A 25837-nucleotide genomic window follows, 5' to 3' on the forward strand; every position below is an offset into this window, starting at 1 on the left:
TTTTGACGAGCTTCAGCGCTGGTGCGGGCAGCCGGGATCGAACCGGCACAGTGCTTGCGCACCGAGGGATTTTAAGTCCCTTGCGTCTACCAATTCCGCCATGCCCGCCGCGTTGATTTGTCTAGAGAAATCGCCGTTTGCGGGCAAGTGTCTTGCGGGCTTTCCCTTGCTGTTTTGCAGATCGGCGTTGACGGCTTGTCCTTCGCCCCTCGCAGCTTCGTGATCAAGCCAAAGCGTTCGAGCAAGGCTCGTCGTAGTAGAATGACTTGCCTCGAAGAGGAGCCCGGCCATGAAGAAGATCGTCGTCGCTACGATTTTTGCTGCCGTTACTCTCGCCGCGTATTCGGCCGCTGCCTGCGATTGGAACCGCGAAGCCAGCGCAAAGGCTTCCGTTGTCGCCAGCACCACCCCTACCACGGTTGGCGGGCAAGCTTCGCAAGCCTCCACGGCTCAGCCAACGAGCGTTGCCGATGAAGGCAATCGCAAGCCCGTCCAAGAAACGGCGCCGGTTGTTTTGGTCACTGACCGCCACTAGGCGCTCCCGCGATCCTCTCGACAACCGTGCGTGAAGTTGCCTTGACGGCACTTCTGACGGTCCGCGGTTTCGATAGCCGCGGGGTGGTCCAGCGCAGGTGATGGTCCGCTTAGCGACGGCCTCCTGGCGGAGGCCGTACGTTGATTAGCGACCAGGGCGCCACCAAATCGCCCAACGACTCAACGACGCAAGTTACGGCGGGCGGGCGATGCGCACGGGTGCAGTATGATGCGCTATTTGTTTGATCGATATCTGTCCGCGATGCTGAACGGACTTGCCGTCGCGATGTTCGTCCTCCTGATTGCCGCGATCCTCGCTCGAAACGTCGGACCTGCTGAGAAATCCGGTCGAGCCACCTCTGGTGTCGCAGAGCTTCGAGGGTCGCTGCCGTAAGGTCCGGCCTGCCGAGCGCACTGATAAGCCTCCAGGCTAGCCGGTGTCGAAGTACGGTTAAGGATGCGCCCGACGCGCAGGCGGCGCATGCGGGCCGTCGCTCCGCCTAGGCGCTGTGGATAAACCGATGTTGCGCCGCTGAGTGTGGCCGAAGGGCGACGGCGGTGGGCGCGCATCTCCATTATCCTGTGATTCGGAAAGTCGATGGGGACTTCGATGCAACACGACACTCCTGACCTGGCTGCCGAACGAAGGCAGCTCCTCGAGCAGGCCGCGCAGGCGCGCCTGAGAGCACACTCGGTTTCCCCGGGCGCTGAAAGAGATCGATTGATCCGGCAGGCTCGCGCGTGTGAGATCGGCCTGAAGGGCAGCGGCATGGGCGGGCCGCGCTCCGCGACTGGTTACCGATCGGTGCGGATGTAGCTGGCGCCGACCCACGTCAGCCAGTTGAGCAGCATGGTGTCACAGGTCATCAAGTCCTTCGGCGAAGCCGTAAAGGCGTCAGGGCGTGGTGCATAAGCGCTCTTCAGGCGCCCCCTCGGTACTTTCAGCTCCTTTCGCAAAGCAACGGCCTAAGGCGTGCGAGGCGAAGGGGGCCTTCTTCGAGACTGCCGTTGGGGACATGTGTGTATCGACTGGTCGACGCACCCCACCGAGGCGGAGACGCGCGCCGAGTACGAGCTCCGCCAAGCCCGCTTGATCCAACGGGATCAAACACTTAAAGCCCCTGCAGGCCGCCTGGCTTGGGGCCGGACGAGGCGAAAGGTGCCCTTGAGCGAGCCGGCCGCACAAGGCAAAGCCTCAATCCGGACATCTCTGGCTGCTTTAGGCAATGTCAATCTACGGGGACTACCAATCCGGCATGTCTGTTTCGCTTCTCAACCGCCGCCGTCCTGCGCTTGCGCTGGTCGCGCTGCTCGGGCTCGGTGCCGTGCTCACCGGCTGTGCCGGCGTGAGCGACGCCATCAGCCCGGCCTTCGTCGATCCGGGCAAATACGAGCTCTGGGACTGCAAGCAGCTAGGCCCCGAACGCAAGAGCCTGATCAAGCGTATCGAGGACCTCGAAAAGCTGATGGCGAAAGCGGAGACGGGCACAGGCGGCGCGGTCGTCTCGGAGCTGGCCTATCGCAACGACTATATCTCCCTGCGCGGACAGCAGAAGCTCGTGGAAGAGAACTGGCGGCGCAACAAGTGCCGCGACAGCGACATGGAGCCGACGCCCCCGCCAGCATCGCCTGTGCCCCCGACCGCCGCCAAGCCTGCAGCGAAGCCAGCATCCGGCTCGAAATCCAGCAGTGCCGTCCACTAAGGGCGCCTGACCTCACGCGCGCCAGCGATAGATCCAGTCCTGCCGCTCCAGCACGCGTTCTGGCCCGAGTGCGCGGATCGCAAGATCGCGCGCCAGCGCGAAGGGGCCTGCGAGGTGATAGATGCGGCCCTGCTGCCGCGCGGTCCGCTGCACGCGTCTGACGCGCGCCTCGCGCGCCCGGCCATAGCGCGCCAGCGCCGCGGCGATTGCAGCTGCGCTCTCGGTGGCGTTGCCGCTCAGGTGCTCTGCGAGCACGGCTGCGTCCTCGATCGCCATTCCTGCGCCCTGCGCGGCAAAGGGCAGCATCGCATGCACGGCATCGCCGACGAGTGCGATCGCGCCCTTGCTCCAGCCAACGCCGTCGGGCAGCGTGAACAGCGCCCATTTGCGCCAGCTGTCGACCGCGCTGAGCATCATCCGCGCCGGGCCCGGCCAGCGCGGCGCCGGGAAGGCATCCTTCAGCTCGGACGTATCGCCGGGCGTGCTCCAGCCCGGCCTGTTCCAGGTGCCCGGCACGATCGCCACCACGTTGATCTGGCGTCCGCCCGCGATCGGATAAGCGACGAGATGGGCGTTCGGTCCCATCCAGAGCTGCACGCGGCGCGAGGTGTATTCCTTCGGCAGTTGCGTGGCCTCGAACGTACCGCGCCAGGCGATCAGGCCCGAGAAGCGCGGCGCTACGTCCGGAAACAGATGCTGGCGTACCGTGGACCAGACGCCGTCGGCGCCGATCAGCGCGCTTGCCACTTCGCTCCGGCGCAACGTGCCACTGCGATAGACGACGGAGAGTCCCTTGGCGTGGGCGGCGACGTCCTCGAAAGTCCCACCTAGCCGCAAATCGATATCAGGATGGTCCGCAACCGCAGCGGCCAGCGCTGCTTGCAGATCGGCCCGGTGCACCACCCAATAGGGAGCGCCGGCGCGCTCGGCGGCCGCCGCGCCTAGCGGCAGGCGCATCAGCTCGCCGCCGGCGCGTGTGCTCATGATGCTGACCGCCTCCGGCGTCACCGCGCGCGAGCCCAGGCGGTCCTTCAGCCCGAGCTCGACAAGGATGCGGCTCGCATTGGGCGACAATTGCAGGCCGGCGCCGACTTCCTCGAGCCGCTCAGCCTTCTCGAGCACGACGACGCGGAAGCCCTTGGCGGCAAGCGCGAGCGCTGCCGTCAATCCTCCGATTCCGGCACCGGCAATGATGATCGTTCGGGAGACGGCCACCCGTTAGCGGATGCCGCCGGTCAGGCCACCTTGTCCTTCAGCACGCATTCGGGCGGGCGCGCCTCGCCGGCCTTCAGATCGGTCGCGAAGCGGTACAGGGTCGAGCAATAGGGGCAGATGATCTCGTTGTCGTTGCCGAGATCAAGGAAGACGTGCGGATGGTCGAACGGAGGATTGGCGCCGACGCACATGAACTCCTGCGAGCCGATTTCGATGACGGGGACACCGGCATCGTTGTGGAAGTGCGGGACGACATGGTCGGACATCGGAACTCATCCTGGAGTGGCAATGGCGGCAGACACAATCAAGACTGACGCGGCATCTTTGAATGTCGCGGACCATACTGAGGGGTGCAGATGATTGCTAGTCCAGTGGAACCAAAAGGTTCGCAACTGCCCCATGCTCATTTGCTCATGCAAATTCGACACAATCTTGTCGCCTCAGAGAAGCCCTTCTTTCGTCGGGGCCGTTGTGTCGCAAATCTGGCATACTATGTCTGTGGACGAACGAAATCCCGGCGGCAGGCGACTTTCCAAACGAATTTCCAGGCGAACGTCCAGGCTTTGAGCATGAAGTGGCTGCGAATCAGCACCGCGTTGACCACCCTCGTGGCATGCAGCGTTGTGCTCGTGCAGGTCGTGCCGCATGCGCGCGAGGCGGGTGCCGTGCTGGCAGCAAAGGACGATCCTGCGAAGCTCTCGGAGCTGAAGCTCGATTCCCTCTTGGACAAGAACGAACCGGGCAAGAACGCCGCGCTGGTTCAGGACAATATCGAAGCGGCGCTCGCAGCGCACGACGCCGATCTTGCAAGCAGCTTCGTCGAGCTCGCGCGCGACCGCAGCATCGCGCTGCCTGACGACCTCTTGAGCCGCGTCAACGACGCCGTGAAGGAGGAAAGCTCCACCTCGCATTTCGCAAGAGGTTTTGCCACCGGTCTCGTCACCGGCAATGCCGACGACGTCGCGAGCCTGTCTGGCACCGTTGCCGGCGACCTCTTCGTGATCGGTGATGTCAGGGACGTCGTGCGCGAGGGCAAGCATCTGGCCATGGGCGAGGAGACCGACCGCCTCGTGCTCGGGCTTGCCGCGGCCGGTCTTGCGGTGACGGCGGCGACCTATGTCTCGGTCGGCGGTGCGGCGCCGGTGCGCGCCGGCCTGTCGCTGGTGAAGGACGCCCGCAAGGTCGGGCGGCTCGGCGAGGGACTTGCGGCTTGGGCCGGCCGCTCCGCGCGCGAGGTGGTCGACACGCCGATGCTCCAGAACGCGGTCGCCACCGGCTCGGTGTTGCGGCCAGGCGAGACCGCGAGCGCAATCAGGGCCGCGTTCCGTGTCGAAAAGGCCGGCGCGCTGGTTCGGCTCGGCAAGGACGTCGCCCGCGTCACCGAGAAGGCGGGCACACGCGGCGCGCTCGACACGCTGCGCGTCGCCGAGGGACCGAAGGACGTTGCGCGCGCAGCGCGGCTCGCCGAGGCCCAGGGCGGCAAGACCCGCGCGATCATGAAGCTGCTCGGCCGCGGCGCGCTGTTGCTCGCAACCGGCGCATTCGATCTTGCACTGTGGCTGTTCGGCGCGCTGGTGACCCTGTTCGGCGTCCTGTCCTCGATCAAGGCCACGACCGAGCGGCTGACGCAGGCCTGGTGTGACCGCAGGCGGGCGCGGCGGATGCGCCGGGCGCAACTTACGCTGGCGGGCACAGCCGTCAGCGCCTAAGATCATCCTCTCCCCCAACAGACGCGGACTTAACTTGATGCCGAGCTTTCACAACGGCGCAGTCGAAATTGCCTATCTCGACGAAGGCGAGGGTGACCCGATCATCTTGGTGCACGGCTTTGCCTCGAGCAAGAACGTGAACTGGGTCTATCCGACCTGGGTCTCGGAATTGCGCAAGAACGGCCGCCGCGTGCTGGCGCTGGACAATCGTGGCCATGGCGAGAGCGCAAAGCTCTACGATCCCGCGCAATATTCCATTCCGGTCATGGCCGGCGATGTGCTCGCGCTGATGGACCATCTCGGCATCCCGCAGGCCGACATGATGGGCTATTCGATGGGCGGTCGGATGACGGCCTGGCTCGGGCTCAACGAGCCGCAGCGCCTGCGCTCGGCGATCCTCGGCGGCATCGGCATCGGGGGCCTGATCGAGGGCACCGGGCCCGGCGAGAACGTGGCCGAGGCGCTGGAGGCGCCATCGCTCGACGACGTCACCGATCCCGTCGGGCGCACCTTTCGTGCGTTCGCCGATCAAACCCGCTCAGACCGCAAGGCGCTCGCCGCCTGCCTGCGCGGCACCCGCGATCTGATGAAGAGGGAGGAAGCCGCACGCATCGACGTGCCGGTCCTGATCGCCGTCGGCACCACCGACGACGTCGCGGGCTCAGCCTCAGCGTTGGGAAAGATCATTCCCGGTTCGGAAGTGCTTGATATCCCGAACCGCGATCACATGCGCGCGGTCGGTGACAAGGTCTACAAGACCGGCGTGATCGACTTCCTGTCACGCCGCGGCTGAGACCTCGTCTGCCGGCTCGTCCCTGCCGAAGGTGCGCGCCAGCGCCGTCAGCACGACGAAGGTCGCAAGCCACACCATCCGCGCGCCGTAGCGGTCGTGCGGGCCGGAGATGACGGCGCAGATGAAGGCGTTGCCGAGCAGCGCCAGCGTCACGGTCGTTGCCAGCAGCGTCAGGTCGTCGAGCCGTCGGCTGGCCAGCGCATGGCCGAGCAGGGCGATGAGCGCGAGCATCGAGGCGAGCGCGACCGGCACGTGCAGCCAGTTGACGTAGTCGAAATCGATATCCCAGTGCTGCTGCCGCGCTGCGCGCATCGGCGCGATTTGTGAGGGGATGTAGCGCTCGATGATGCCGTAGGTGTGGGGGATCCAGCCATTGGTGCCTTCGCCGGTCCCGACATGCAGCAATTGCTGGCCCATGGCCCGCAGCGCTGCGGCTGCCTGCCAGGCCGGATAGTCGGCGAGCGAATGCACGACGATGTAGCTCATCTCGTCGTTCATCCCCTCGAATCGGCCGAGCGTGTTGAACATGCTGTTGCCCCACAGAAACTCGTCCGCGGTCGCCGGCAATTCGTTGCGGTACGGGCAGAGCTTGAAACTCTCGCGCGGGCAATGATCGCCAAGATAGCGCGCCACGATGCCGTCCTGCATCATGCGCCCGAAAGCGACGCCGTAACCGCCGGGCGTCCAGGCCCATTGGCTCGACAGCGCATGGTTCGCCATGACCAGCATGGCCCCGCCGGCGACGATGGTCAGGCTGCCTTGCGCAAGGCCTGCGAGGGGAAGGCGCTTGCCGAGCAGCGGCCGCACCAACCAGCCAACCGCGCAAAGTCCTAACAGGACGCCGAGCGTCGCGCTGTGGGTCGCTGCGGCAAAGGCGGTGAAGGCGAACAGCGAGATTTTTTCGATGCCCGAGGTCCGGTCGCCCCCGATCACCAGGATGAACAGCGACAGCACCGATAGCCCCGCGAAGATGTCGGTGAGCAGCATGCTGGCAAGCCAGGGCAGCGCGGTCGACAGGATCAGGAGCAGGCTGATCGCGACGAAGCGGAAGGTCTGCATCAGGCCGAGCACGCGGAGCGTCAATTGCAGCAGCCACAGCGTTGCCAGCGACTGGACGGCAAGGTTGAGCCAGAAGCTCGAGCTCTCTCCGAAATGCAAATAGAGGCCAAACACTGTGGAGCGGCTGGGGACGAGATAGCCCTCATACCAGCGCGCCAGATAGCCGCCGGTGTCCCATTGAAGGAGCGGGTATCCGTTCCAGAACGCCGGCGCGATCAGGAGGAGGGGCAGGGCGACGGCGGCGAGCCGCAGCCACAAGGACCCCGCGGCGCGGGTGCGCAAGATGTCGGTGGTGATGCTCAAATCGTCTCCGTCGTCTCTCGACCATGCCCGCAATAACGGTTGGAGCGGAATTCACCAATAGTTTGACGCTGCCGAGCTTGATTTTGGCGAAACGCTGACCACTTAGAACGAGCCTTGCCGTATCAGGGGTGCTGCAGGAAAGTCTTTTAATTCAACACGTTGATGGGCTTTTGGCGGCAACCCGGTGTTCACTCTCAGGCAAGCCTACAGGGACAGGGCACGCTAGACTGTGCTATAGGTTAAACGAAACGAGCGAATTTCGAGAGCACGCCATGGCAATGCATCAGGTCAATACGGCAGGAAAGCTCGCCGCGCTCGATCCGATCTGGGATCGGGTCCGGACCGAGGCCGAAGACATCGTCCAGCGCGAGCCCGAGCTCGCAACCTTCATCTATTCGACCGTGCTGCATCACAGCCGCCTGGAAGATTCGGTCGTGCATCGCTTGGCCGACCGGCTCGATCATGCGTCACTGTCGGGCGATCTCGTGCGCCAGACCTATAACGAGGCGTTGCGTGACGAGCCCGATCTCGGCAACGCGTTCCGTGCCGATCTCGTCGCCGTGTACGACCGCGATCCCGCGACCTCCCGCTTCATCGACCCCTTGCTCTACTTCAAGGGCTTCCATGCGATCCAGACTCATCGTCTCGCGCACTGGCTCCATCTGAAGGGCCGCAAGGATTTTGCGTATTATCTCCAGAGCCGCGCCTCCGCCGTCTTTCAGACCGACATCAATCCGGCCGCGCGCATTGGCCGCGGCATCTTCCTCGACCACGCCACCGGTTTCGTCTGCGGCGAGACCGCGGTCATCGAGGACGACGTCTCGATCCTGCATGGCGTCACGCTCGGCGGCACCGGCAAGGAGAACGAGGACCGCCATCCGAAAATCCGTCATGGCGTCATGATCGGTGCCGGCGCCAAGATCCTCGGCAATATCGAAGTCGGCCACTGCGCGCGCATCGCGGCCGGCTCGGTCGTGCTCGAGGCCGTGCCGCACAACGTCACCGTTGCCGGCGTTCCCGCCAGGATCGTTGGCAAGGCCGGCTGCGCCGAGCCGTCGCGCACCATGGACCAGATGATCAACGCCATGGGGCTTTGATCACGCTTTGACCTTGAATCGGGGCCTTGCCTTCGGGCCCCGATCGTCCCCAGAATTCTTTGGGAATTCATGCTGGCGGTTCGTCGCGTCTCGTCCTAAAACCCCGCCACGTTAGATTTCGATTGGAGACTTGCCGTGGACATCAAAGAAGTGAGGAAGCTCGACGCGTATCTGAAGCGCGTGTTCGGCAATCCCAAGATTCGCGTCCAGCCGCGGATCAAGAAGGACGATTCCGCCGAGGTTTATATCGGCGAGGAGTTCATCGGCGTGCTGTTCGTCGATGACGAGGACGACGATCGCTCGTTCCAGTTCCAGATGGCGATCCTCGAGGACGATCTCGTCGATCAGGAATGAGCATGATCCGGACCCGAAGGGCCGCGTTAGCGCAAAGTGTGAAGCGGTTCTCCCTCGCGACAAACGCGGAACGCGTTTGCGCGGAGATGACGCTCAAACAATAACCTACGCGAGCGCGGCCCCGTTTTCGGGGTCACGCATCCGTCGCAGCAAGCATCTCGGGAATCGTGACGAATTTCTCCCGGGGCTTGCCGAGCAGGGCTCCCCTGCGTTTTTCGGCCGCGTCGATCGTGGTCCACTCCGAATAGCTCACGATGCGCGCGACGCGGCTGGCGAGGCGCGCAAGCAGTGCATCGGGAGTATCCGAACGCGGCCGCCGATCGGCAAGATCGGCGAGCACGGCCTCGGCCGTCGCAATCCCGCAGCCGCGATTGGTGCCGATCGTGCCGCTCGGCCCGCGCTTGCTCCATCCGCAGACATAGAGGCCATCAACGAGGGAATGACCGATCGCGACGCGTCCGTCGATGTTCGCATGCACGCCGCGATGCGCGTCATAGGGAACACCGGCAACGGGCGCTGTCCTTCGGCCGACGCTGCTGAAGGAGAGACCGCATGCGATGTCCTCGACGGTGCCCGACCGCTGCCGGAACGCGATCGTCTCCAGGCGGCCTCGTCCGTCGATGGCGACGGGCGACAGACCAAATCGAAAGACACAGCGCCGCGGCTTCGTGGTTGCCTGCAGCGGGAACGCGCGCAGCAAGGACAGCTTTTCGGCAAGCTCTGGATCATCGGGACGTTGCGGCTCGAACTCATCCGATGTGACGTCGCGCATGTCGATCGACGTGTCGCATGCACTCAATTCGAAAAAGTCGCGCAACTCCTTCGCGGTGAATTTGGCCTGCGCCGGCCCGCCACGGCCGACGACATAGACGGTGCGAATCCGGCTTTGCGCCAAAGCCTCGAGCGCATGGCGCGCAATGTCGGTCTGGCGCAGCTCGTCGGCCGTTTTCGCAAGAATGCGCGCAACGTCGAGCGCGACGTTGCCATGGCCGATCACGATCGCCGCCTCATGGTCAAAATTGAACTCGCGATCACGGAATTCGGGATGCCCGTTGTACCACGCGACGAAATCGCCGGCACTGTGGCTTCCCGGCAGCGCTTCGCCGGGGATGTCGAGGGCCCGGCTCAGTTCGGCACCTGTCGCGAGCACGACGGCATCATAGGCCTCGCGCAGCTCGTCGACCGTGACGTTGTCTCCGACCGTCACGCCGCCGATGAAGCGAAAGCCGGGCATTCCGGCGATGCGGTCGAAGGCAATCGTGACCTGCTTGAGCTTCGGATGGTCGGGCGCAACGCCGAACCGCACCAGCCCATACGGCACCGGAAGCCGTTCGAACATGTCGACCGCGACCGCTGCGCCCGAGCGCAACAAGGCCTCAGCCGTGTAGAAGCCGCTGGGACCGCTGCCGACGATGGCGATGCGGCGTACGCTTTCAGCCGGGCCAATCATCGGCCCAGCGCCTGCCGGCGTTCGTCGGCGCCTGGCAGAGGCGGCAGGCGCGCGCTGAGGACGGGGGTTTCGGCGGCGCGTTTGCGGTTGACGTCGATCCAGAACTTTTTGTCCGCGGCGAGGCGATAGTCGGGCTCGATCGCGCCGACCGGGCATGCCGGCGCGCAGCCGCCGCAGTCGATGCAATTCTCCGGATCGATATAAGTCATGGCGTCGTCGACGTGGAAACACTCCACAGGGCAGACGGTGACGCATTCGGTGTATCGACATCCGCGGCAGTTGTCGGTGACCACATATGTCATCGTCAGGCTCCGCTGACCTGAACGAGGATGTCGGAGAACGTCGGCGCACGGCCGAGGTCGGCGAACGCGGGCGGCGTCAGCGCGTGAACCGTTGCGCCCTTGCGATTGGAACGCTGCCAGTAGCCGGACGGTGCCACCACGACCCCCGGCATGATGTCGGATGAAACGGTCGCAAAGGCCTCGAACGAGCCGCGATCGTTGAACACGCGAATCGGCGCGCCCGCGACGATCCCGCGCTGCGCCGCGTCGTCCGGATTGAGAAGCACCGCCTGTTCCTCGCCGGCCTGGGCAGTCTGAGCCGGAAGGTTGCCGTAGTTCGAATTCAGGAAGGCATGGCTCTTCGGCGAGATCAGGCTGAGCGGGTAGCGCGTCGCGAGCGCGGGCGCCGTCCGTGCGTTCTCGTTCGGCGGGATGTAGTGGGGTAGGGGATCGACCAGCGCGCCATCCTGGTCGCCATTGTAGCCCTGGCGGAACAGCGGCACCACGAAGTTGCCGCCGCCGGCGATCGTCGACTTGAATTCGCACTTGCCCGACGCGGTCGGAAAATTGCCCTCGCGATGCGGCGCCCAGTCGGCGGGTGCCGGCATGTTGAGGCGTGCATAGCCCTTGGCCTTGACGTCATCGAGCGTGATGCCCTCGAGGACCGGGTTGCTCCAGTCCAGCGAACCTTCGATCATTTCGTCGTCGGTCCGGAAGAAGGCCGGGTCTGTGATGCCCATCGCGCGCGCAAGCCGGCGGAACAGTTCGGTGTTGGAAACGGCCTCGCCGAGCGGCTCGATCGCCTGGTTGTTGTAGGACAGGTAAAGGTGTCCCCAGGAGAACATGATGTCCTTCTGCTCGAGCTGGGTGGTCGCCGGCAGAACGATGTCGGCATATTTTGCGGTGTCGGTCAGGAAGTGATCGCTGACGACGGTGAAGAGATCCTCGCGTTCCAACCCCTTTTCGAGCTTGCCCTGTTCGGTCACCATCGCCATCGGATTGGCGTTGTAGACGAACAGCGACTTGATCGGCGGGTCGAAGCCGAGTTCGCCTGTCAGCGCCGCGCCGAGGCGCCAGGAATTGAGTACGCGCATCTTTTCGGGCTGGAGATCGGGACGCATCAGCACGTCCCATCTGACCGGAAAGGCCCAGATCGGAAGCTGAAGCAGGCCGCCGCCGACGTGCTTCCATGCGCCGATCAGTCCCGGAAGGCAGGCGATCGCGCGCACGGTCTGGCCGCCGCCGGCATGCCGCTCCACCGCGACGCCAATGCGCACGACGGCGGGCGGCGTGGTCGCAAATTCCCTCGCCAGCTTGACGATGTCGTCGACGGCAATGCCGGTTTCCTGCGATGCGAATTCGGGGGTGTAGCCCGACACCCGCTCCGCCAGCTCATCATATCCGACGGTGTGCCTGTCGACGTAGTCGCGATCGACGAGGTTCTCCTTGATGATGACGTGGATCATCGCGAGTGCGAGTGCTGCGTCGGTGCCTGGGCGGATCGGAATATGCCAGTCGGCGAGGCGCGCCGTGCGCGTCCTTACGGGATCGATCACCACGAGCTTGGCGCCCGCCTTCTTCGCCTGCTCGATGAACGGCCAGTGATGCGAGTTCGTGCTCAGCGTGTTGCAGGCCCACAGGATGATGTATTTCGAGTGCACGAAGCTCTCGGGATCGACGCCCGGCGTGTGCCCGATCGTCATCATGTACGCGGTGCATGACGCGGAATCGCAGAACGTTCGCTCCAGAACCGTCGCCCCGAGCTTGTTGAAGAGGGGATCGCCGACGTTCAGCCCGTTGATGATGCCCTGCGTGCCCAGATAGCTGTAAGGCAGGATCGCCTGCGCGCCGTGCTCGGCGATGACAGCTTTCCAGCGCGACGCGATGGTCTCGATGGCTTCGTCCCAGGAGATCCGTTGAAACTGCCTGGAGCCTTTCGGGCCGACCCGCTTCAGGGGATGGAGGATGCGCTTGTCGCTGTAGACGCGCTCCTCATAGTTGTTGACCTTCACGCAGAGCCGTCCACGCGTGAACGGATGATCGGGATTGCCGCGGACCGCGATGGCCTTGCCATCTTCGACCGTGGTCAGGATGGAGCAGGTGTCCGGGCAGTCGTGGGGGCACGCGCCTATTACCGTGGTCCGGGCCATGGGTCTTCTCCGTTTCCCGATTCAAGACGGTGAAGGATGCGGCGGCCGGGCGCGGCCTGGCTTTTCAAAACGTGCGGTGTTGTTGTCCCGGACTGCTTTCGGCCCGTGGACGGCCAACCGGTTCTCTGGCATGGTTATTGCCAGACCCAACAATACCTCTTTACCCACATCGCGTTATCTGGCGGAGATTCCCGATGGGTATGCTTGGCAACTCTGTCGATAAATATGTTACCGGCAGAATGCTTCAGACGTCCAACGACCGGCGATGGGCGCATCTCCTCGCCGAGCGATGGAGCCATGAGCCGGGTGATCTGCCGCCGCAATTGCCGCGCGACACCGAGATCGCGATCCTGCTGCGTGGCAACTCGGTCGTCGACCGCGAAGGCGCAGGAATGCGGCAGCGGACCTTCGGCAGAAGGGGCACGGTGTGGCTCTGCCCGGCCGGCATCCGCGAAGATTTCATTCGTGTCGAGAACCAGATGCAGGAATGCCTGCATCTCTTTCTTCCCGGCCGGCCGTTCGACGATACCATGCTCCGGGATCTCGACATCGACCCGTCGGGAATCTCGATCCGGTACGAGACCATCGACCAGGACATGTTCATCGAGCACGTTGCGGATCGCATCCTGAAGGAGCTCGAACAGGAGACCTCCACTGGCCGGCTCCTGATCGAAAGCCTCGGGCGTGCGTTGTCAGCCCATCTGGTGCATGCCTACTCGGCCACGGCGGTCAGGCTCCGGCAATTGAATGTCGGCCAAAGGCCGCTCGATGCCAAGCGACTGTCGCGCGTGACGGAGTTCATCGATGCATCCGTCGAGCGCGATTTTTCGGTCAAGGATCTGGCATCGGTGGCGTGCATGAGCCCTGCGCATTTCTCCCGCAGCTTCAAGGCGGCGACCGGTGCGGCGCCGCATGAATATGTCAGCCGCCAGCGCCTCGATCTCGCCAAGCGGCTCTTGGCCACCAGCGATCGCCCGCTGGTCGATATCGCCTATGCCACGGGATTTTCGTCGCAGGCCAATTTCAACCGCGCCTTCCGCAAGGCCGTCGGCACGACGCCGAGCCTTTATCGCGCGCAGAAGGTTCGCGACTGACGCGGCGGTTTGCTGACGATCGGGGGCGGGGGCCCTTTCGGCCTACGCAACTGCGAGACGGCGCAGCAGAGAGGACTGTATATCGACTTAGACCAATACAGCGCGGAGGCGGCATGAGGTATTTGACCGCAAGCCTCGTCGCAATAGGGCTAGCAAGTGTTCCTGCCATCGCGAGCGCGCAGGTGGACTGCGCGACGATACCTCGCGGACCGGACCGCACCGATTGCTACCTCGCCCTAAGTCAGTTCTATCAGGGACAATCGGATCTCGCCGCTGCCAGAGCGCAGGCGCAAGCAGACGCTGCATGGTATCGGGCAATTACGGGAATGGCCCCTCCGAGACATAGACCGCATCGTCGCAAATAGAGGCTGACACGCGGCGCCGGGTACTGTCCGTATTTAACCCCTGGTGTCCTAGGTTGATTTTTGGAGTGTACTTATGTGCGCAATCGTTGTGCGCGAACAGGTGCTGACATGTTTCCTGTCGCAGTGATCCAACCGAATTTCGTGATGGCCTAATTTCGTTATCTCAGCTTGCAGACTGTGGCGCCTGCTCGACGACCGTTTGGCACTATCCCCGATTTGCTATCGGTGCTACTATAGGTAGCATGGCGGGCATTTTGTCGCCTTTGGAGAGGAAGATAGCCATGAAAGCCACATCGTTGTTCGTTGCGAGCCTGGCTGCCGCAACCCTGTCGTTTGCACCCGCCAACGCTGGAAAGATAGTCGCGCCAATTACCTATGCCTCAACTACCGGCAACTGCTCCACCACTTCTTGGCCCCGTTTTTCGGCCGAACAGTGTTCGAAGCCTCTCGCCCACAACTACACCGAATGTATGGCGATGGTGAGGAAGACGGGTGCGGACAGTAACGGTGCCTGGTGGTGGTGCAGTAGTCAGGGCTTCAAGAATTGATCGATCTCTTCAGAAACCGTAGCGACGACAAAGGCCGCCTCAGTTGGCGGCCTCCGGCGCCGACCCTGCGACAGTTCTCGCCTGGCACCACTTGCTTTTCGCCGGGAGCTCAAGGTGGGCCGTGCGCCGGTTTGCCGGGCACTCCGCACCAACGATCCCACAACGGGCGGCCGCTACGGGACCGTTGGCGCGATGCCTATCGGGTTGCCGATACGCACCTCCATCAAAGGCGACAGAAGCGAAGCGAGCAATTGTCCCTAGAGACAATTGTCTGTCGTGATCAGCGCATGATCCGGACCCGAAGGGCCGCGTCAGCGCAAAGTGTGAAGCGGTTGTCCCTCGCGACAAACGCGGATCGCGTTTGCGCGGAGATCATGCGCAAGCAACAATCTAGAACGCGATGACGATTCAACCCAATCTCAGCGCGTTTTAGCGCGCTGACCAGGGCCATGCCAATGCTGATTGCGGCTTCTTGGCTTGCGACCGCTCCGCGGTTGGCGTCGGCTTTTGCGCCTGGGCGATATTGGCCGGGTGCCGCGGACGCGGCAGCGGTATTTCGGGCATCACCTTTGGTTCTTCGGGGCTCACCTTTGGTGGCGCTTCGGGCATCGCCTTCGGCTCTGCAGCGTTGGCGACGACCTGGGCGAGTTGTTGCTGGCTCGCGTCGAGCCGCTCGGCAAGCTTCTGGTTCTCGTGCGCCATCTCGATCTGGTCTGCCTTGATCTGGTCGATGATGCCGTTGTTGCGTGCGCTTTCATCTCGGCTCGCCTTCAGTTGGCTCGCGAGATTTTCATTGTCGCTGACCAATTGCTCTTGCCTCGCTTTGAGCTGTTCGACCATTTGGTTCAAGGCAGCGACGTCGCGCGCGATCGGTTGGAGCTGTTGCGCCAACTCGGAATGCAGGACATCGGCAGTCGGCGCGACCTCTTTCGGCGCGGCGGCGTCTGGCGTGGCTTGCGTCAGACGTGCTGCGTCTGCGGGGGCCGTTATAGCAGTATCAGCGGAGGATGACCGCCACGAGGCAGCGATACCAATGGAAGCCGCCAATAGAGCACCGACGAGAGCCACATAGCGCCAATCTGCCAATCGCCAATCAGCCAATCGATAAATCGCCGCCAGGGGGGCGCGAGACGTTGTCATGCTGGTCGGCGGAATGCTGGCCGGCGGGTCCGAATGACTGACTCCCGCTTCGCGAGCCAGGTTCGAAAGCTGTTCCTCCAAGCTCGCGATCTGTCCTTCCGCGAGCACATCGTCCAGCGTGGAATTCATTGGCCGCTCCGTATCAAATGCATTGGCATCCGCCTGAGAGCGGTCCACGCGTCTGCGCTACGGCGAAGCTGACATTCAACGGAACGCAGATGGTTCTTGAGCCTGCGACGCTTCTCAGGGATGAGCATGCAACTGCATGTCAATCGGCTTTTTCACCAGCCCGGTTTAACGCAGCCGAGAAGGCGGAACTATGTTCACGGTCGGAGAACTACGGAAGGAACCCTGACCCGTCGTCAGAACGATCCCGGCGTCTGGCCGGCCGGGATTAGGTGCGGCCCGCGCCTTGCCTTGGCGACAGGACGGGCTAGCGTCCCTGCAAACACATGGTGCCAACGCGACTGGCGCCAAAAAAAGGAGAGTGTCATGACGACAAGCCGCGCCTGTCGCTATCTGCTGTTGCCGCTCACCTTGGCCGGCACGCTGAGCATCGGGTCCGCCGCCGAGCTCAATCCTGCCGCTGTCGTCTATAAATTGCCGGACCAGATCCCCTGGGGCCCGGTCGACGCGCGCGGCGCGCAGAGCGCCGTGGTGGTGGGCGATCCCAATAAACCCGGCTTCTACATGGTCTACAACAAGTGGACCAAGGGCAATCACTTCAGCCGACCGCACTTCCATCCGAATGACCGCTACATCGTAGTGCTCCAGGGCACCTGGTGGGTCGGCTCAGGCCCGAAATTCGATCCCGACCACGGCACCGTGCCGATGCCGCCCGGCAGCTTCGTGACCCATTACGGCAAGCAGGTGCATTGGGACGGCGCCAAGGACGAGGACGCCGTGCTGCTGATCATGGGCGAAGGCCCGGCAACAGCGACGGCGGCGGAAGAGAAATAGAGCGACTGAATTCGTTGAAAATGATGGTGCTGTCCTAATTAGGACGCTCGCGATCGAGAATCAGGACGCGGACTCATTAAGGCGCAGCCATAGCCTGATTGACGCGAGCTGAACGAAGGCAAGGTAGTTGGCGGCGAGCCTGTCGTAGCGCGTCGCCACCCGACGACACTGTTTGATCCTGTTGAAGAACCGCTCGACCTGGTTGCGAGCGCGGTAGAGATAGGGGCTGAAGCAGATCGGATCGCTGCGATTGCCTTTCGGCGGGATGTTGGCCCACGCGCCCTTCTTCATGGCAAGAAAGCTTTCCTGCAAGTCGAACGTCGTGGGCCTCGCCGGGGCTCAACGCAAGCCGTACCGGGAGACCATTGCGATCGACCACCGCATGGATTTTGCTGGTCAAGCCTCCGCGTGACCTTCCCATCGACTGCCGCTGGTTCCTGGTGATGCAGGCTCCATGCCGATGCACGCGGACAATCGAAGTGTCGATCATCTTGACAGCGGCATCGTGGGCAGCAGCAAGTGCGTCTATGATGCGGCCCCAGACACCGGCCCGCCGCCATCTAACGAAGCGGTTGTAGCACGTGGTGTACGGACCAATGCCTCGGGCAGATCACGCCAGGGGGCTCCGGATCGCAAAACCCAGAAAACTCCATTGAGAACGCGTCGGTCGTTTACCCGGGGAATGCCACGCGGCTTGTTCGGCAGCATCGGCTTGATGGTGGTCCATTCATAATCCGCGAGTTCGTAGCGCATGATTCGAGCCCCCAGTTCGGGAGTTTGAATCACGGGGGTCTGGCCAAGCGCAACGCTTGGCCCGGCCCCGTTTCGGCGCTTACGTGCTGGAGCGACATCGACCTGCCGACAATCGCCGATGAAACCGTCGAAAATGCCCCAAGGCGGACTTCGTCGAATTTTTCTACCTGGCCGCGTCGGCTTGCTTGGTCACACAAGGCAATTTCACGATTTTGAGGTCAAATACGGACGACAGTAGCCGCGGCCGAAGCGGCTGATGCACTGCTAGCTCCATTCCGGGGGAAGCTGCCTAAACCGGGATAACGGTGCCCGGCCTCGGGACAGTGATGCAACAGGCCCCTTGCAGGCGTCCGTTGGTGGTGCGCCCTCAATGCCGAACGTTGTGGCAAGTTCTCTAACGCCAACGGGAGTAACGAGGAGCGCGCGGCTATCCCGGATATGCTCGACCCAATCGTGCTCGAGGGCGTGACGAAGAATGGCAGCGCCGACCGCCCCGGCCAGATGCGGCCGGCGCTCGCTCCAGTCGAGACAAGGTCGGCAGAACACTCGGCGCTTGGAGGCGAGGCAAAGATCGACGCCCAACTCATCGAAGAATGACCGACCGGCATCGGTCAGTTGGCCGCCATCCTCGTCGAGCAGAATAAACGACTGTTGGACCAGCCGGTCGGCGATTGCAACGGCGATGCGGCCGGCCATGTGGTCATAGCATGTGCGCGCGTGTCGAAGCGTCTCTCCGCCGCGCCAGAGATTACGCTGCCTTGCGGGGCCTTCCTGCGCCACGACCATGAGACCTTCCAGCATGCGTGCGACAAGTGGAGAGGCCAGACGGAAATATCGTCGTCGGCCCCGCCTTTCGAGCGCGAGCAGTCCGGCGTCGCTGAGTTTCGCGAGATGGCCACTCGCCGTCTGCGGCGCCACGCCGGACAGATAGGCGAGCTCCGTGGCGGTCAATGTTCGGCCATCCATCAGCGCACTAAGCATGTTGGCGCGCCCAGGATCGCCGACGAGTGCCGCGACCTGCGCGATCTTGGGTCCCGTGTCCATGTCTTTGTCTTACGCCGACTAGGACGCAGCGCCAAGCACAAACACTTCGGCGAAGATCGTAGTGTTTCCGCGAGACTGGCGCGATCGCGGGACATAGATTGCGCGGACACCAATACGCCCCGTCGAAGGAAGTGCTGTCACGAAGCATAGATCATCCTGCGGCGTCGAATATTCGATTGATATCGAATGATCATCGCAAAACGGGGCTTATCTGAGCCGTCAAATTCTCACAGACAACTGAGTGTGATCAATGCAACCAACTTTGCTCGACACAAGGCATCGGGAACAAGCCCGCTCCGACAACACGTCATTGCATTCGCATCTCGCGAAGCCGCTGGCGCTTGCGGCCATGAGCCTCGGCCTTGGCGTTGTGCAGCTCGACATCACCATCGTCAACACCGCGCTGAGCAGCATCGGGACCTCGCTCGGCGGCAGCGTCGCCGAGCTGCAATGGGTGGTGACCGCCTATACCATCGCGTTCGCTGCCTTCATTTTGACCGCCGGCGCGCTCGGTGACCGCGTTGGCGCCAAACGGATATTCATAGGGGGCTTTGCAATCTTCACGTTGGCTTCGCTCGCCTGCGCACTGGCCTCGTCGGCGGTGTTCCTGATCGCCGCGCGCTCCGTGCAGGGCCTGGCGGCGGCGATCCTGGTGCCGAACTCGCTGACGCTGCTCAATCACGCCTATGCCGATCCGAAGGCGCGCGGCCGCGCGGTCGGCTTCTGGGCTGCAGGTGCGAGCGTCGCACTGACTGCAGGGCCGTTCGTCGGCGGCGCGCTGATCGCGCTGGTCGGCTGGCGCTCGATCTTCTTGGTCAACTTGCCGATTGGCGCCGCCGGCCTCTGGCTCGCATGGCGTTATGCGGAGGAGACGCCGCGACTCGCGCAGCGCGAGATCGATCTGCCGGGCCAGATCGCGGCGATCGCAGCGCTCGGCATGCTGGCCGGCGCTCTGATCGAGGGCGGCGTGCTCGGCTGGAGCCATCCGCTCGTCATCATGGGCTTCGCGGCGGCGGCCGTGATCGGACTCCTGTTCGTATGGCGCGAGGCACGCGCGGCACAACCGATGTTGCCGCTCTCGCTGTTTGGCCATCGCATGTTCGCACTGACCGCGCTGGTCGGGCTTCTCTTCAACGTCGCCTTCTACGGCCTGATCTTCGTGCTGAGCCTCTATTTCCAGAAGGTCAGTGGCTGGTCGCCGTTCGCAACGGGCCTCGCCTTTGTGCCCATGATGGGCATGGTGCTGCCCGCCAACCTCGTCGCCGCGTCGGTCGGCGAGCGCCTGGGCGCGCCGCAAACCATCGCGCTGGCTTCGGTGATCACCGCCGCGGGCTGCATTGCGCTGCTGCCCATGACCTCAGGCACGAGCTACTGGGCGATCGGCGTGCAACTCGTCGTCCTCGGCGGCGGCCTCGGCCTGCTCGTGCCGCCTTTGACCTCGACACTGCTCGGCAGTGTCGAGAAGTCGCGATCCGGCATCGCCGCAGGCGTGCTGAATGCGACGCGACAAACAGGCAGCGTGCTTGGTGTTGCCCTGTTCGGCTCGCTGGTCGGAGGGGACAATGGGTTCATTGCAGGCGCACATGCCTCGCTGGTGATATCGGCTGCCGTGTTGCTCGCAGGTGCGGTCGTGATCTGGCTTGGCCGATCAAAGAAGGGACGATGAAGAGGAGATGTGCAGACCGAGCTCGTGTGGTGCCCGGAGGCAGAAGACCAGGGTGTCGGACGGTTCGTCGCTTTCTTACGCGACGAAGAGCGCGCCTGTCAGCTCGTCCGAGTTGGATTTTCCGAGTGCTGTGCTCTGCGAAATAGCACGCTGCAAAATTCAGAGCCAAAAATGTCCGCTCTCATGCGCGAAACGATGACAAATCATCATGGTTGGGATCTCGTGAAGCAAGTCAGCGACACCCTGCACACTTGGCGCGACCGGGTTCGGCAGCGCCGCGAATTAGCGCGATGGACCGACCGCGACTTGCATGATGTCGGGCTGTCCTGGAGCGACATCGCGGGCTTGAACAGCAACCGGGTCGGCGCTGCCTCTGGCGAGGAGTGCCCAGCGCCAGTTAACCTGATGTAGCCTGGCCTCGTTAAAGCGCGCCAGGGCAATTCCAGACCAACGAAGTATTCCGTTCGAACGTGTTGGAACAACTCGGATATCGAGCTCATACCCGACATGGCGATGCGAAGTGCGGAAGTCTGCAAATGGCCCATCGCGTCATTTGCTGCGGTTGCACAAGGGCGGTCGCTATCGGAGGAAAGCGGACATCGCCGACGGTTTATGAGTACGCGGCCTAGGACACATCAAGTGTTAATGTTTGTCGCGACTAGAAGGCGTAAAGCTTCCTTGTCTCCCGGTCTGATGCCCTCCAGCCTTAGTCACGGGAGAACTGGCGGCCCTACCTAGCTCCCCCAGCAAAGTGGGGCCGCTGCGCTGCAGTTCGTAGGATGGGTGGCGCGAAGCGATACCCATCATCTCGACATCCGGCGGAACGTTCATCGAATGCATCGTCGTGACCGAAGAATTCGCCGGCGCCGGTCTTCGGGATAGACTCCAAGTCTGACGAGGTTAGCGCAGCGTGCTTGATGGGTATCGCTGCGCGGCACCCATGCTACGCGCTTTTGGGTGTTCGTTTCTGATCTTCCGCGTTCTTAATCAGGTTCAGAAATGCCAAAGGTACAGGTCCGAGCTCGTCGGGCTTCCTTGTGACGGCATGAAGTGTACGTTGCATGCTCGGGCGCAATTTGATTGTGACGAAGTCGTGCCGGTCCAAGGGCAACGCCAGTTCGGGCATGATGGTGAGGCCCAGCCCCTCGCTGACCATGCTGGTCAACGTTGCATTGTCGCGCACGAGGCAGACAATCTCCGGATTGCTTGAGGCGGCCGCCAAGAGTTCCTGAACAAGCGTCTCGCATCCGCCTCCGGATAGCAGCATGCGTTGCCCATCCAAATCTTTGAGGGCAATTGATCTCTTTGCTGCGAAGGCATGCCCCTGACGCACCACCACGACATAGTCATCCCTGAAGACGGGCATCGCTGCCAGCTCCGCGTGCGTGCGGCTGGTGAAGCCGATTTCAACGATCCCCGCTTGGATCCATGCGGTAACTTCAGGATCGGTGCCTTCGTAGAGCGTCACCGAAATATCGGGATGGGCGTCACGAAGCTGACGAAGCCAGCGTGGCAATAGGCGTATCGCAGCACTCTGGACGACGCCGATGCGCAAGCTGCCGCTCAGTGCGGCCGAGTGGCGGACGCTGCCCGCAAGGCGCTCGACCGCGGCCAGGACCGCGCGAGCCTCGGCCAATGCCGCGACCCCCGCGCTGGTGAGCGTAATCCCATCCCGCCGCCGCACGAGAAGCTGCGCACCCAGGGTCCTCTCCAGTGCGGCCACCGCTTGGCTAACCGCCGACTGCGACAGGCACAGGTGATCGGCCGCAACAGTGAAATTGCCTTTCTCCGCGACACTGCAGAAGCAGCGGGCCTGGACGACGGTAATATTAGGAAACAAGATTCTATCCAATAAGTAGGATTAATTGGATTAATTGATATAGCGTCGACTACTAGGCGGGGAAAGCAAAAAGGCAAAACAGAGTTCTACGATGTCCGCCGTTGACCGCGATCATTTGACTGTTGGCTTGGCCCAGATTGCACCGATCTGGCTCGAACGCGCGCCAACCCTTGAAAAAGTCGTCGAGTATTGTGTGAAAGCAGCGAAGCGAGGATGCAGCTTCGTTGCGTTTGGTGAGGCGCTTGCGCCCGGTTATCCCTTCTGGATTGAGCACACCGACGGCGCACGGTTTGAATCGGACCTTCAGAAGGAAATTCACGCGCATTACCTCGATCAAGCCGTCCAGATTGAGTCCGGTCACCTCGAGCCCGTGACCAAGGCTGCCGAAGAACTTGGCCTCGCGGTGACACTCGGGATTATCGAGCGTCCGGCCGATCGTGGCGGCCACAGCGTGTACTGCTCACGCGTTCACATCGGGAGCGATGGGAAGATCGCATCAATACATCGCAAGTTGATGCCGACATACGAAGAGCGCTTGAGCTGGGCGCCCGGCGATGGCAACGGGCTGCAAGTCCATCGCGTAGGCCCTTTCAATGTCGGCAGCCTCAACTGTTACGAAAACTGGATGCCTCTCTCGCGCGCGGCACTTTATGCTCAGGGTGAAGATCTGCATGTGGCTCTCTGGCCCGGTAACTTGCGTAACACGGAAGGCACCACACGCTTTCTTGCCCGTGAAGGCAGGAGCTATGTGTTAGCGGTCTCCGGCTTGATGCGGAAAAGTGACGTGCCGACGGACAGTCCTGCAAGAGCAATGCTTGAAAAGTGCCCGGATGTGCTGGCGAACGGTGGGTCCTGCATCGCCGGACCAGACGGTGAGTGGATCGTCAGGCCTGTGACAGACGTCGAGGAGGTCATTGTTGCAACACTGGATCAGCGGTTGGTGCGACGCGAGCGGCAAAACTTCGATCAGGCAGGCCACTATTCCCGGCCGGACGTGACGCGCTTGGTGGTCAACCGAAGCCGGCAAGCGATCGCGTCGTTCAGCGAGCATGCCGAATAGTGCCGCCGGTACGATCGAACCGAGGGGGAGTGGTCACGAGATGAGCATCGAGATCCGTCATTTGCTCGACCACAACCATCACATTCCGACCGTTGCGGCATGGCAGCAGGCGGAGTTTGGCTATCTGAGCCCCAACGGTACCGAGGAGCAACGTGCCGAACGGCTGAGAAGCGCCAGCGACAAAGCGCGCCTGCCAATCTCCCTGGTGGCGATCTCAAACGCGGGCGATCTCGTTGGCTCGGCCAACATCGTGGCGACAACGTTAATCCACAAGCATCTCACGCCCTGGCTATCGTCGGTGTTTGTGCCGCCGGCGCAACGCGGCAGAGGCATCGCCTCAAAGCTCGCATTGGCCGCGATCTCGGAGGCCGATCGGCTCGGGTTCGACAAGATCTATCTTTTCACGCCTAAGAACGAAGCTCTCTATGCTCGTCTTGGCTGGGAGACGTTCGAGCATGCTGCGATCAGCGGTGTCCCGGTTTGTCTGATGGCGAGAGCTACCCGATAACTGAAGCAGATGGCGTCAGTGCCATCCGATGACTGCCTGCTCACGACCACGGGTTCGTACTAGGTTGCCCTCGGCCGGAAGCCGGTCGAGGAACTCGAATATCTCGGCAAGATACGCACCGTGACGGCATTCGATCTGCTCTAGCAGGGGCAGACGTGACACGATCGGCGCGGCCGGCTTGATGTTCGCTCAGGATGCTATCTTGCCCCTGATTTGCCCGACGCGTCAAGTTTTATTCGCAAAATACGAAATTCGTTATGTCTGCGTGGCTACTTTGCATGGGGTTGTTTTCGACATTTTTGACGGGGGCTCCGTCCCGTCCTGCAAGCTGGCCTCACGGCAGGGCAGGGCGGCCGCGCTCAGCCCTTCGGTCCGCGCAACTGCGCCGTCAACTTGTCCATCGCCTCGGCCACGTCGCGCCACTGCGACAGCCAGCTTCGGGGAAATCGGAAGGTGAGGTCGGCGCCGTCGACGCGGCGCTCCGAAAGGCACATGCCGGGGGTCGCCGCATCGCGTGTGCAGCGCGCGGTCAATGCGGGGCTTGCGGCGGAGTAGAGATCCTCGCTGCCATAGGGGGTGTCAGTGCGGAACATCCGCATCGTCAGCCCGTCGTCCGGCGAGGTCGCAGCCTGATCGAGATAACGCGGATAGATGGTGCTGACCAGCAACTCCGGCGCGAGCGCATCGTGATGCGCCGCGATCGACAGGAAGATGCGGTCGATCGGCTGCATTGTCGTCTCCGCAGCATCGGCGGTGACATGCCTTGGCGCGCCCGGCACTTCAAGCGAGGGGTAGAGGAAATCGATGTCGATGCGCTCCTGTGGCCCGGAATGCCGCTGGATCTTCATCCGGATCGCAGCCGTCGGCACGTTGAACAGCGTGCCGCCGACGCTGACCGGCAGCCTGTCCGGCGCACTCGCGCCGATCACCGGGCCCCAGGTTGGCCACAGGAGATAGGCCACCACGGCCACCGCGCCTGCCGCGAACATGCCGCCGAGCACGAGCGGGGCGAGGTGCGCCATCGTCCGGCCCTGACGGCCGCGAGAGGAAGTTGCCGAGAACACGCTCATCAATGAGATCGCCGCAAAAGTCGGCCGGTGGCCGACGAATCAAGGGCGAATATGCCACGCGGCGACGGTTCCGCGCAGCCTGCCGACCCCATTGGGGGGATGACGCCGGCGGGGCACTCCGTTAACCTTTCCTTAAGACTAATGTAGCGTTAAGCGGCACTTTTTGTCACAGGAAGGGGCCAGCGTTGCGTATGGGCGGAACTTCCGATGACTCCTGAGACCTTGAATTCCTTCTTCGCCATCTGCATCGGGTTCGCGCTCGCGGGCGCGCTCGTGAACGGATACCAGGCCCTTTCGCAGCGGCCTGCCGGCTTCGGGCTGTTGCAGGAGGGTGTGGCGCCGAAGACCTTTGCGGCCGTGCCGTTCCTGGTGTTCGCGGCGCCCTTCATCATCATGCGCAACACGCTGCGCGGGGCGCGGCTGGAAAGCCGCCGCATGGAATTCGTGATGATGGCAACCGTCATCGCGGGCTTCTGGAGCATGATGAGCGGCACGTTCTTCCTGATGACGCTGCGCGCCGCCGGCGTGCTGGCCTGAGCGCACGCCTCGCGGCCCTTTGCTTGAACGTCGCAGCTCCGCTATGCCAAGGTTTCCTGACAGGAGACCTTCATGGCGATCTACGAGCTTGACGGGCAGGCGCCCGACCTTCCCGCCGATGGCAACTACTTCATCGCCGATACCGCAACCGTGATCGGCCGGGTGCGCCTCAAGCCAGGCGCCAGCGTCTGGTTCGGCGCGGTGCTGCGCGGCGACAATGAGTGGATCGAGATCGGCGAGGGCTCCAACGTGCAGGACGGCTCGACCTGCCACACCGATCTCGGTTTTCCGCTCCATATTGGCAAAAACTGCACCGTCGGCCACAACGTGATCCTGCACGGCTGCACCGTCGAGGACGGCGCGCTGGTCGGCATGGGCGCGATCGTGATGAACGGCGCGAAGATCGGCCGCAACAGCATCGTCGGCGCCGGCTCCGTCATCACCGAAGGCAAGGAATTTCCCGAACGCTCGCTGATCATCGGCTCGCCGGCGCGCGTGATCCGCGCGCTCGACGACGCGCAAGTCGCGAGGATGGGCAGCGCCGCGAAGTTCTACGTCGCCAACGGCCCGCGCTTTAAGAAAGGCTTGAAGCGGATCGGCTGAC

Annotated in this window: 25 protein-coding genes, 1 tRNA gene and 1 pseudogene; 15 read left to right on the forward strand and 12 right to left on the reverse strand. The window is 63.0% G+C overall.

Annotated features, from left to right (window positions below):
- Positions 1-19: 19 nt before the first annotated feature.
- Positions 20-108, reverse strand: a tRNA-Leu gene (locus tag Q3C01_RS11740).
- A gap of 181 nt (positions 109-289) precedes the next feature.
- On the opposite strand from Q3C01_RS11740, the gene Q3C01_RS11745 reads away from it, so the two are divergent.
- Positions 290-535, forward strand: coding sequence for a hypothetical protein (locus Q3C01_RS11745; RefSeq protein WP_458145483.1), 246 nt, complete (start codon positions 290-292; stop codon positions 533-535).
- Positions 536-1790: 1255 nt separating this feature from the next.
- Positions 1791-2237: a twin-arginine translocation pathway signal gene (locus Q3C01_RS11750; RefSeq protein ID WP_458145484.1), complete on the forward strand. Its 447-nt coding sequence runs from the start codon at positions 1791-1793 to the stop codon at positions 2235-2237.
- Between the two features lie 12 nt (positions 2238-2249).
- Here Q3C01_RS11750 and Q3C01_RS11755 read toward each other — a convergent pair whose 3' ends face one another.
- Both Q3C01_RS11755 and Q3C01_RS11760 read right to left on the reverse strand, forming a co-directional pair.
- Positions 2250-3452: an FAD-dependent monooxygenase gene (locus Q3C01_RS11755; RefSeq protein ID WP_458145485.1), complete on the reverse strand. Its 1203-nt coding sequence runs from the start codon at positions 3450-3452 to the stop codon at positions 2250-2252.
- 20 nt (positions 3453-3472) lie between these two features.
- Positions 3473-3718 (reverse strand): zinc-finger domain-containing protein, encoded by a 246-nt coding sequence (locus Q3C01_RS11760; RefSeq protein WP_008140025.1) that lies wholly within the window; start codon positions 3716-3718, stop codon positions 3473-3475.
- A gap of 303 nt (positions 3719-4021) precedes the next feature.
- On the opposite strand from Q3C01_RS11760, the gene Q3C01_RS11765 reads away from it, so the two are divergent.
- Together Q3C01_RS11765 and Q3C01_RS11770 are read left to right on the forward strand one after the other, a co-directional pair.
- Positions 4022-5161, forward strand: coding sequence for a hypothetical protein (locus Q3C01_RS11765; protein WP_458145486.1), 1140 nt, complete (start codon positions 4022-4024; stop codon positions 5159-5161).
- Between the two features lie 37 nt (positions 5162-5198).
- Entirely contained in the window at positions 5199-5954 is a 756-nt protein-coding gene (locus Q3C01_RS11770) for an alpha/beta fold hydrolase (protein ID WP_458145487.1), read from the forward strand.
- Here Q3C01_RS11770 and Q3C01_RS11775 read toward each other — a convergent pair.
- Complete coding sequence (locus Q3C01_RS11775) at positions 5940-7316, reverse strand: hypothetical protein (protein WP_458145488.1); 1377 nt, start codon at positions 7314-7316, stop codon at positions 5940-5942. The two genes, Q3C01_RS11770 and Q3C01_RS11775, sit on opposite strands and share 15 nt — an antisense overlap.
- Positions 7317-7588: 272 nt before the next feature.
- Between Q3C01_RS11775 and cysE the strand changes: the two genes are divergently transcribed.
- Both cysE and Q3C01_RS11785 read left to right on the forward strand, forming a co-directional pair.
- Positions 7589-8413: a serine O-acetyltransferase gene (cysE, locus tag Q3C01_RS11780; RefSeq protein WP_458145489.1), complete on the forward strand. Its 825-nt coding sequence runs from the start codon at positions 7589-7591 to the stop codon at positions 8411-8413.
- A 135-nt stretch (positions 8414-8548) separates the two neighbouring features.
- Positions 8549-8767, forward strand: coding sequence for a DUF3126 family protein (locus Q3C01_RS11785; RefSeq protein WP_458145490.1), 219 nt, complete (start codon positions 8549-8551; stop codon positions 8765-8767).
- A gap of 133 nt (positions 8768-8900) precedes the next feature.
- Here the strand turns inward: Q3C01_RS11785 and Q3C01_RS11790 are convergent, their stop codons facing one another.
- From Q3C01_RS11790 to Q3C01_RS11800, 3 genes are read right to left on the reverse strand one after another with little or no spacing between them, the layout of a single operon-like run.
- Entirely contained in the window at positions 8901-10217 is a 1317-nt protein-coding gene (locus Q3C01_RS11790; protein WP_458145491.1) for an FAD-dependent oxidoreductase, read from the reverse strand.
- The gene (locus Q3C01_RS11795; protein WP_254105298.1) at positions 10214-10519 is read right to left on the reverse strand and encodes a ferredoxin family protein; all 306 of its coding nucleotides are present in this window, start codon (positions 10517-10519) and stop codon (positions 10214-10216) included. The genes Q3C01_RS11790 and Q3C01_RS11795 overlap by 4 nt, the downstream gene beginning before the upstream one ends.
- A gap of 2 nt (positions 10520-10521) precedes the next feature.
- Entirely contained in the window at positions 10522-12648 is a 2127-nt protein-coding gene (locus Q3C01_RS11800; RefSeq protein ID WP_458145492.1) for a molybdopterin-containing oxidoreductase family protein, read from the reverse strand.
- A gap of 194 nt (positions 12649-12842) precedes the next feature.
- Between Q3C01_RS11800 and Q3C01_RS11805 the strand changes: the two genes are divergently transcribed.
- Both Q3C01_RS11805 and Q3C01_RS11810 read left to right on the forward strand, forming a co-directional pair.
- Positions 12843-13742, forward strand: coding sequence for a helix-turn-helix domain-containing protein (locus Q3C01_RS11805; protein ID WP_458145493.1), 900 nt, complete (start codon positions 12843-12845; stop codon positions 13740-13742).
- 646 nt (positions 13743-14388) lie between these two features.
- The gene (locus Q3C01_RS11810; RefSeq protein ID WP_458145494.1) at positions 14389-14655 is read left to right on the forward strand and encodes a hypothetical protein; all 267 of its coding nucleotides are present in this window, start codon (positions 14389-14391) and stop codon (positions 14653-14655) included.
- A gap of 429 nt (positions 14656-15084) precedes the next feature.
- Here the strand turns inward: Q3C01_RS11810 and Q3C01_RS11815 are convergent, their stop codons facing one another.
- Positions 15085-15972 carry a hypothetical protein gene (locus tag Q3C01_RS11815; protein WP_458145495.1) on the reverse strand — a complete coding sequence of 296 codons (888 nt, stop codon included), beginning with the start codon at positions 15970-15972 and terminating at the stop codon, positions 15085-15087.
- 315 nt (positions 15973-16287) lie between these two features.
- Between Q3C01_RS11815 and Q3C01_RS11820 the strand changes: the two genes are divergently transcribed.
- Complete coding sequence (locus Q3C01_RS11820; RefSeq protein ID WP_458145496.1) at positions 16288-16755, forward strand: cupin domain-containing protein; 468 nt, start codon at positions 16288-16290, stop codon at positions 16753-16755.
- A 60-nt stretch (positions 16756-16815) separates the two neighbouring features.
- On the opposite strand, the pseudogene Q3C01_RS11825 reads toward Q3C01_RS11820, so the two are convergent.
- A pseudogene (locus Q3C01_RS11825) lies at positions 16816-17508 on the reverse strand (IS5 family transposase).
- A gap of 264 nt (positions 17509-17772) precedes the next feature.
- On the reverse strand, positions 17773-18552 hold the full coding sequence (locus Q3C01_RS11830) for an ArsR/SmtB family transcription factor (protein WP_458145497.1): 780 nt from the start codon (positions 18550-18552) through the stop codon (positions 17773-17775).
- Between the two features lie 250 nt (positions 18553-18802).
- Between Q3C01_RS11830 and Q3C01_RS11835 the strand changes: the two genes are divergently transcribed.
- Complete coding sequence (locus Q3C01_RS11835) at positions 18803-20218, forward strand: MFS transporter (protein WP_458145498.1); 1416 nt, start codon at positions 18803-18805, stop codon at positions 20216-20218.
- A 9-nt stretch (positions 20219-20227) separates the two neighbouring features.
- Complete coding sequence (locus Q3C01_RS11840) at positions 20228-20629, forward strand: DUF1127 domain-containing protein (RefSeq protein WP_458145499.1); 402 nt, start codon at positions 20228-20230, stop codon at positions 20627-20629.
- Between the two features lie 532 nt (positions 20630-21161).
- Here Q3C01_RS11840 and Q3C01_RS11845 read toward each other — a convergent pair.
- Positions 21162-22058 (reverse strand): LysR family transcriptional regulator, encoded by an 897-nt coding sequence (locus Q3C01_RS11845; RefSeq protein WP_458145500.1) that lies wholly within the window; start codon positions 22056-22058, stop codon positions 21162-21164.
- Between the two features lie 91 nt (positions 22059-22149).
- Between Q3C01_RS11845 and Q3C01_RS11850 the strand changes: the two genes are divergently transcribed.
- Positions 22150-23118, forward strand: a complete 969-nt coding sequence (locus tag Q3C01_RS11850) for a carbon-nitrogen hydrolase family protein (protein WP_458145501.1) — start codon at positions 22150-22152, stop codon at positions 23116-23118.
- A 40-nt stretch (positions 23119-23158) separates the two neighbouring features.
- Entirely contained in the window at positions 23159-23626 is a 468-nt protein-coding gene (locus tag Q3C01_RS11855; protein ID WP_458145502.1) for a GNAT family N-acetyltransferase, read from the forward strand.
- A 359-nt stretch (positions 23627-23985) separates the two neighbouring features.
- Here the strand turns inward: Q3C01_RS11855 and Q3C01_RS11860 are convergent, their stop codons facing one another.
- Positions 23986-24696, reverse strand: coding sequence for a hypothetical protein (locus tag Q3C01_RS11860; protein WP_458145503.1), 711 nt, complete (start codon positions 24694-24696; stop codon positions 23986-23988).
- A gap of 207 nt (positions 24697-24903) precedes the next feature.
- On the opposite strand from Q3C01_RS11860, the gene Q3C01_RS11865 reads away from it, so the two are divergent.
- Positions 24904-25233, forward strand: coding sequence for a DUF6949 family protein (locus Q3C01_RS11865; protein ID WP_458145504.1), 330 nt, complete (start codon positions 24904-24906; stop codon positions 25231-25233).
- Positions 25234-25305: 72 nt separating this feature from the next.
- A complete protein-coding gene (locus tag Q3C01_RS11870; protein ID WP_458145505.1) occupies positions 25306-25836 on the forward strand; it encodes a gamma carbonic anhydrase family protein in 531 nt (176 codons plus the stop codon).
- Position 25837 lies beyond the last annotated feature (1 nt).

The sequence above is a fragment of the Bradyrhizobium sp. UFLA05-109 genome (assembly GCF_054185165.1).

Coding starts and splice junctions, on each gene's coding strand:
- Q3C01_RS11745 (WP_458145483.1), top strand. CDS start 290: ATGAAGAAGATCGTCGTCGCTACGATTTTTGCTGCCGTTACTCTCGCC.
- Q3C01_RS11750 (WP_458145484.1), top strand. CDS start 1,791: ATGTCTGTTTCGCTTCTCAACCGCCGCCGTCCTGCGCTTGCGCTGGTC.
- Q3C01_RS11760 (WP_008140025.1), bottom strand. CDS start 3,718: ATGTCCGACCATGTCGTCCCGCACTTCCACAACGATGCCGGTGTCCCC.
- Q3C01_RS11765 (WP_458145486.1), top strand. CDS start 4,022: ATGAAGTGGCTGCGAATCAGCACCGCGTTGACCACCCTCGTGGCATGC.
- Q3C01_RS11770 (WP_458145487.1), top strand. CDS start 5,199: ATGCCGAGCTTTCACAACGGCGCAGTCGAAATTGCCTATCTCGACGAA.
- cysE (WP_458145489.1), top strand. CDS start 7,589: ATGGCAATGCATCAGGTCAATACGGCAGGAAAGCTCGCCGCGCTCGAT.
- Q3C01_RS11790 (WP_458145491.1), bottom strand. CDS start 10,217: ATGATTGGCCCGGCTGAAAGCGTACGCCGCATCGCCATCGTCGGCAGC.
- Q3C01_RS11795 (WP_254105298.1), bottom strand. CDS start 10,519: ATGACATATGTGGTCACCGACAACTGCCGCGGATGTCGATACACCGAA.
- Q3C01_RS11800 (WP_458145492.1), bottom strand. CDS start 12,648: ATGGCCCGGACCACGGTAATAGGCGCGTGCCCCCACGACTGCCCGGAC.
- Q3C01_RS11805 (WP_458145493.1), top strand. CDS start 12,843: ATGGGTATGCTTGGCAACTCTGTCGATAAATATGTTACCGGCAGAATG.
- Q3C01_RS11810 (WP_458145494.1), top strand. CDS start 14,389: ATGAAAGCCACATCGTTGTTCGTTGCGAGCCTGGCTGCCGCAACCCTG.
- Q3C01_RS11820 (WP_458145496.1), top strand. CDS start 16,288: ATGACGACAAGCCGCGCCTGTCGCTATCTGCTGTTGCCGCTCACCTTG.
- Q3C01_RS11830 (WP_458145497.1), bottom strand. CDS start 18,552: ATGGACACGGGACCCAAGATCGCGCAGGTCGCGGCACTCGTCGGCGAT.
- Q3C01_RS11835 (WP_458145498.1), top strand. CDS start 18,803: ATGCAACCAACTTTGCTCGACACAAGGCATCGGGAACAAGCCCGCTCC.
- Q3C01_RS11850 (WP_458145501.1), top strand. CDS start 22,150: ATGTCCGCCGTTGACCGCGATCATTTGACTGTTGGCTTGGCCCAGATT.
- Q3C01_RS11855 (WP_458145502.1), top strand. CDS start 23,159: ATGAGCATCGAGATCCGTCATTTGCTCGACCACAACCATCACATTCCG.
- Q3C01_RS11860 (WP_458145503.1), bottom strand. CDS start 24,696: ATGAGCGTGTTCTCGGCAACTTCCTCTCGCGGCCGTCAGGGCCGGACG.
- Q3C01_RS11865 (WP_458145504.1), top strand. CDS start 24,904: ATGACTCCTGAGACCTTGAATTCCTTCTTCGCCATCTGCATCGGGTTC.
- Q3C01_RS11870 (WP_458145505.1), top strand. CDS start 25,306: ATGGCGATCTACGAGCTTGACGGGCAGGCGCCCGACCTTCCCGCCGAT.